This window comes from Burkholderia sp. E168m23 (assembly GCF_016586125.1).
In the GTDB taxonomy this organism is placed as follows: Bacteria; Pseudomonadota; Gammaproteobacteria; order Burkholderiales; family Burkholderiaceae; genus Burkholderia; species Burkholderia orbicola.
This window is the reverse complement of the sequence record NZ_BCPP01000591.1, coordinates 1-4,506: the sequence shown is the minus strand read 5'-3', so window position 1 is coordinate 4,506 and position 4,506 is coordinate 1. Positions and strand designations below refer to the sequence as shown.

The 4,506-nt window shown below is 65.0% G+C and carries 5 protein-coding genes; all 5 read right to left on the bottom strand.

What is annotated here, in order from left to right; all coding sequences use genetic code 11:
* Positions 1-67: 67 nt before the first annotated feature.
* On the bottom strand, positions 68-1,237 hold the full coding sequence (locus tag JMF90_RS25410) for an ABC transporter ATP-binding protein (protein ID WP_006478052.1): 1,170 nt from the start codon (positions 1,235-1,237) through the stop codon (positions 68-70).
* A gap of 19 nt (positions 1,238-1,256) precedes the next feature.
* Complete coding sequence (locus JMF90_RS25405; RefSeq protein WP_006478051.1) at positions 1,257-2,207, bottom strand: branched-chain amino acid ABC transporter permease; 951 nt, start codon at positions 2,205-2,207, stop codon at positions 1,257-1,259.
* A 211-nt stretch (positions 2,208-2,418) separates the two neighbouring features.
* Positions 2,419-3,072 (bottom strand): hypothetical protein, encoded by a 654-nt coding sequence (locus JMF90_RS25400; protein ID WP_011546005.1) that lies wholly within the window; start codon positions 3,070-3,072, stop codon positions 2,419-2,421.
* 270 nt (positions 3,073-3,342) lie between these two features.
* Positions 3,343-4,323 (bottom strand): 4-hydroxy-3-methylbut-2-enyl diphosphate reductase, encoded by a 981-nt coding sequence (ispH, locus tag JMF90_RS25395; protein ID WP_006488968.1) that lies wholly within the window; start codon positions 4,321-4,323, stop codon positions 3,343-3,345.
* A 2-nt stretch (positions 4,324-4,325) separates the two neighbouring features.
* Positions 4,326-4,506, bottom strand: a 181-nt coding sequence (locus tag JMF90_RS25390) for a peptidylprolyl isomerase (protein ID WP_374104262.1), incomplete at its 5' end; no start/stop codon positions are given.

Sequence of the window (4,506 nt, the reverse complement as noted above, 5' to 3'; positions counted from 1 at the left end):
TTGTTCACGCCCGAGACGGACAGTCGGATTTGCTTGTCGCTCATGTGTGTATCCCCTTGTCCGTAGGTTAAGCGCGCACCGGCTTCTTGCTGTTGCGCTTCGCCAGTTTCGCGATCTTGTCCTCATGCTTCGGCGCGGGCCACAGGCCTTCCGAGCGGTACAGCATGATGATCACCATCGCGAGGCCGTACAGCGCCTGACGGATCACTTCGGTGTCGACGATGTCATGACCGAACAGCGCGTGCTGCAGCGGGCTCATCGTCGAGCGCAGGAATTCCGGGAAGATCGCGAGCAGCACCGCGCCCAGGATCACGCCCGGGATGTGGCCCATGCCGCCGAGCACCACGCAGGCGAGCACGACGATCGATTCCCAGAACGTGAACGACTCGGGCGACACGAAGCCCTGGAACGCGCCGAACATCGAGCCCGACAGGCCACCGAACGACGCGCCCATCGCGAACGCGAGCAGCTTCACGTTACGGGTGTTGATGCCCATCGCCTTCGCGGCGATCTCGTCCTCGCGGATCGCAGCCCACGCGCGGCCGATACGCGAGTGCTGCAGACGCGTACACACCCAGATCACCAGCAGCGAGCAGAGCACGAACAGGTAGTAGTACATGTACACCGACGGCAGCTGGAAGCCGAACAGCGTATGCGTCTGCGACAGGTTGAAGCCGCCGACGTGCACCGGATCGATGCCCGTGATCCCCTTCGGGCCGTTGGTGATGTTCACCGGACGGTCGAGGTTGTTCATGAAGATCCGGACGATTTCACCGAAGCCGAGCGTGACGATCGCCAGGTAGTCGCCGCGCAGGCGCAGCGTCGGCGCGCCGAGCAGGATCCCGAAGGTCGCCGCCAGCGCCATCGCGATCGGCACGATCAGCAGAAACGGCACGTGCAGCCCGTTCGGCGCGAGCGCCGCGATCCACTCGAACTGCGAGGTCAGGTGCGGCGAGCTCAGGAGCGCCGCCGTGTAGGCGCCCACCGCGTAGAACGCGATGTAGCCGAGGTCGAGCAGGCCGGCGAAGCCGACCACCACGTTCAGGCCCAGCGCGAGCATCACGTACAGCATCGCGAAGTCGAGCACGCGGACCCAGTAGTTGCCGCCGGCCGAGCCGATGATGATCGGCGCGGCGATCACGAACGCGGCGGTCAGGATGCCGATGACGACGGTCTTGGCGGTATTGCGCTCTTCGACCAGCGACGTCGACGATTCGATCGGTTGAATGGATGTCATGTTGTTTGCTCCCCTTCCGTTACGCGCGATCCGCGACCCGTTCGCCCAGCAGGCCCGACGGACGGAACACCAGCACGATGATCAGCACGACGAAGGCGAACACGTCCTGGTAGTTACTGCCGAATACGCCGCCCGTGAGGTTGCCGATGTAGCCGGCCCCGAGCTGCTCGATCAGGCCGAGCAGCACGCCGCCGACCATCGCGCCGCCGAGGTTGCCGATCCCGCCGAGCACCGCCGCGGTGAACGCCTTCATGCCGGGGATGAAGCCCATGTAGAAGTGCACGTTGCCGTATTCGGACGCGATCATCACGCCGGCCAGCGCGGCGAGCGCGGAGCCGATCATGAACGTCGCGGAGATCACGAAGTTCGGGTTCACGCCCATCAGGCTCGCCGTATTCGGGCTTTCGGCGATCGCGCGCATCGCGCGGCCGAGCTTGGTCTTGTGCACGAGCAGCAGCAGGCCGCCCATCACGATGAACGCGACCGCGATGATCACGATTTCAGTCACCGAGATCACGGCGCCGGGAGTCGTGTCGGTGGCCTTGATCACGTTGATCGGGTCGGTCGGCAGCAACTGCGGGAACGGCAGCGGGTTGCGCGACCAGATGATCATCGCAGCGGTCTGCAGCAGGATCGACACGCCGATCGCGGTGATCAGCGGGGCGAGACGCGGGGCGCGGCGCAGCGGCCGGTATGCGACGCGTTCGATGGTGAAGCCGACGAACGCACAGACGACCGCGGCGATGCCCAGGCCGATCGTCAGCGTCGCGACGTTGCCGAGTCCGGGAAAGTGGTTCTGCAGCACGGTGATGGCCGACAGCGCGACCATCGCGCCGATCATCAGCACGTCGCCGTGCGCGAAGTTGATGATGCCGAGAATGCCGTACACCATCGTGTATCCCAACGCGATGATGGCGTACACACTGCCGAGCACCAGCCCGTTGAGAACCTGCTGGACGAAAATATCCATTTAAAGCTCCTTGGCCCGTGCTGCCGGAGGACGTTGCGCCCCGCGGGTAAGCGAGGAATCGCGCCTTCTCGGCGACACTGCGGGTACTAGTCGATACCGGTAAGGGTGGATCGTTCCGGCGCGCGCCGCCCGGCCTGTACGGCCGGACCTGCCGCCGAAGCGGATACAAAAACGGCACCGCACTGTTCCGGTGCCGTCATGAGTCCCGTCGCTAAATCGTCACGACATCGAGGACGGTGTTCGTGGCCTCCTTGAAGTCGTGGGGCAGCATGCCGAGACGGCCGTCGTCCGGTTTCCCGGCATCCGTGCCTTGGCCCGTCCAGTGCCATGCAAGCATCGCGCCAGGACGGATCGGATTCCGCGTCGCGTCGCCGGCGAGGGCGTTGCGACAGCCGCGCCCGACTTTCGTCAGGACTGCATCGGAATCCATCGTACGAACCAGACTGCGCGTCGCGACACGGTCGGTCGCGGCGGCGCGCTGTTTCGTCGAATCGAATTGAAGGGGGGACAGTGGCCTCGGCACGCTGCCGGCCAGGCCGTGAGCATCCGGCATCCGTCGATCGGCGGCTGGCCGCGACGCAGCCGGCATGCCCGCTGCCGGCCCGGTCGCCAGGCTGCGCGCGTGGATTTCCTCGATCGTCAAACTCGTCAAACGTGCCCCGTTTTCCTTGTCCCTGCCCAGTTGCGCGATACGGCGCGCCGATGGCGCCGCACGTCCGGCTCCGGCGACGCGCACGCCGCCGGCCGATGGTGCCGCGCCCCCCGCGGCCTCCCTGCCCGCCTCGTCGTCGCTCTTTTTGCTGCAGCCGGCAAGCATTGCAACCGGTGCGGCGACGGACACGGCGTAAGCCAACTTCACATGCATTGAATGGTCTCCCGCGCCTTGCCAAATCCCGATTTCAAAGCCATTCCGGCTTGAAAACGGGCGCATTGTAACTCCATTTATAGGACGCCAATATTCCTGATTCGATGGGGTTTTCCTGCATTGCAACCAATTTTGAGACACGATTGGGCGCAGCCGGAGCAACCGGGTTGCACCATGACCGGGAATAATGGTTGCGATTTGAATGTCGAGGCACAAAAAAAGCGCGCCGGGAGGGCGCGCTTCGGTGTTCCGCGGAGTGCGATGCGGCAATCAGGCGGCGGGCGGCAGGTTCAACCCGCGCGGCAGCGGAAACGACACGTTTTCCTCGATGCCGTCGAGTGCGCGGACGTTGCGCACGCCGAGTTCGCGCAGCCGCGCGATCACGGCCTGGGCGAGCACCTCGGGCGCCGACGCGCCGGCCGTCACGCCGATGCGGCGCTTGCCGGCGACCCATGCGGGATCGATCTGGTCCGGTGCATCGACCATGTACGCGGCCACGCCGCGCTTTTCGGCCACTTCGCGCAGCCGGCTCGAGTTCGAGCTGTTCGGACTACCGACCACGATCACGACGTCGCATTGCGGCGCCATGAACTTCACCGCGTCCTGGCGGTTCTGCGTCGCGTAGCAGATGTCCTGCTTCTTCGGCTCGCGAATCTTCGGATACTTCGCCTTCAGCGCGCCGATGATCTCGGCCGCGTCGTCGACGGACAGCGTCGTCTGCGTGACGAGCGCGATGCGCTCAGGATCGGCGAGCTCGAGCTTCTGCACGTCCTCGACGCTTTCGACGAGGTGCATGCCGCGCTCCACCTGGCCCATCGTGCCTTCGACTTCGGGATGGCCCTTGTGCCCGATCATGACGATGTCGACACCGTCCTGGCGCATCTTCGCCACTTCGACGTGCACCTTCGTGACGAGCGGGCAGGTTGCGTCGTAAATGCGCAGCCCGCGCACGTCGGCCTCGTCGCGCACGGCTTTCGACACGCCGTGCGCACTGAAGATCACGGTGTTGCCGGCCGGCACTTCCTCGAGCTCCTCGACGAAGATCGCGCCCTTCTTCTTCAGATCCTCGACCACGTACTTGTTGTGGACGATTTCGTGACGCACGTAGATCGGCGCACCGTGCATCGCGATGGCGCGCTCGACGATCTCGATCGCGCGGTCGACGCCCGCGCAGAAACCGCGCGGCTGGGCCAGCAGGATTTCGGCGTCGGCGGCGACGGTCTGCCCGGACAGCGTATCGGTGGTACTCATGATTACAGGATTCCGATGATTTTCACTTCGAACGTGAGCGCCTGGCCCGCGAGCGGATGATTGAAGTCGAACAGCGCGGAAGTCTCGCTGACTTCCTTCAGCACCCCCGCGTAGCGACCGCCATCCGGCGCATTGAACTCGATGAGTTCGCCCGGCGTGAAATCGTCGCCGACCATCCCGTTC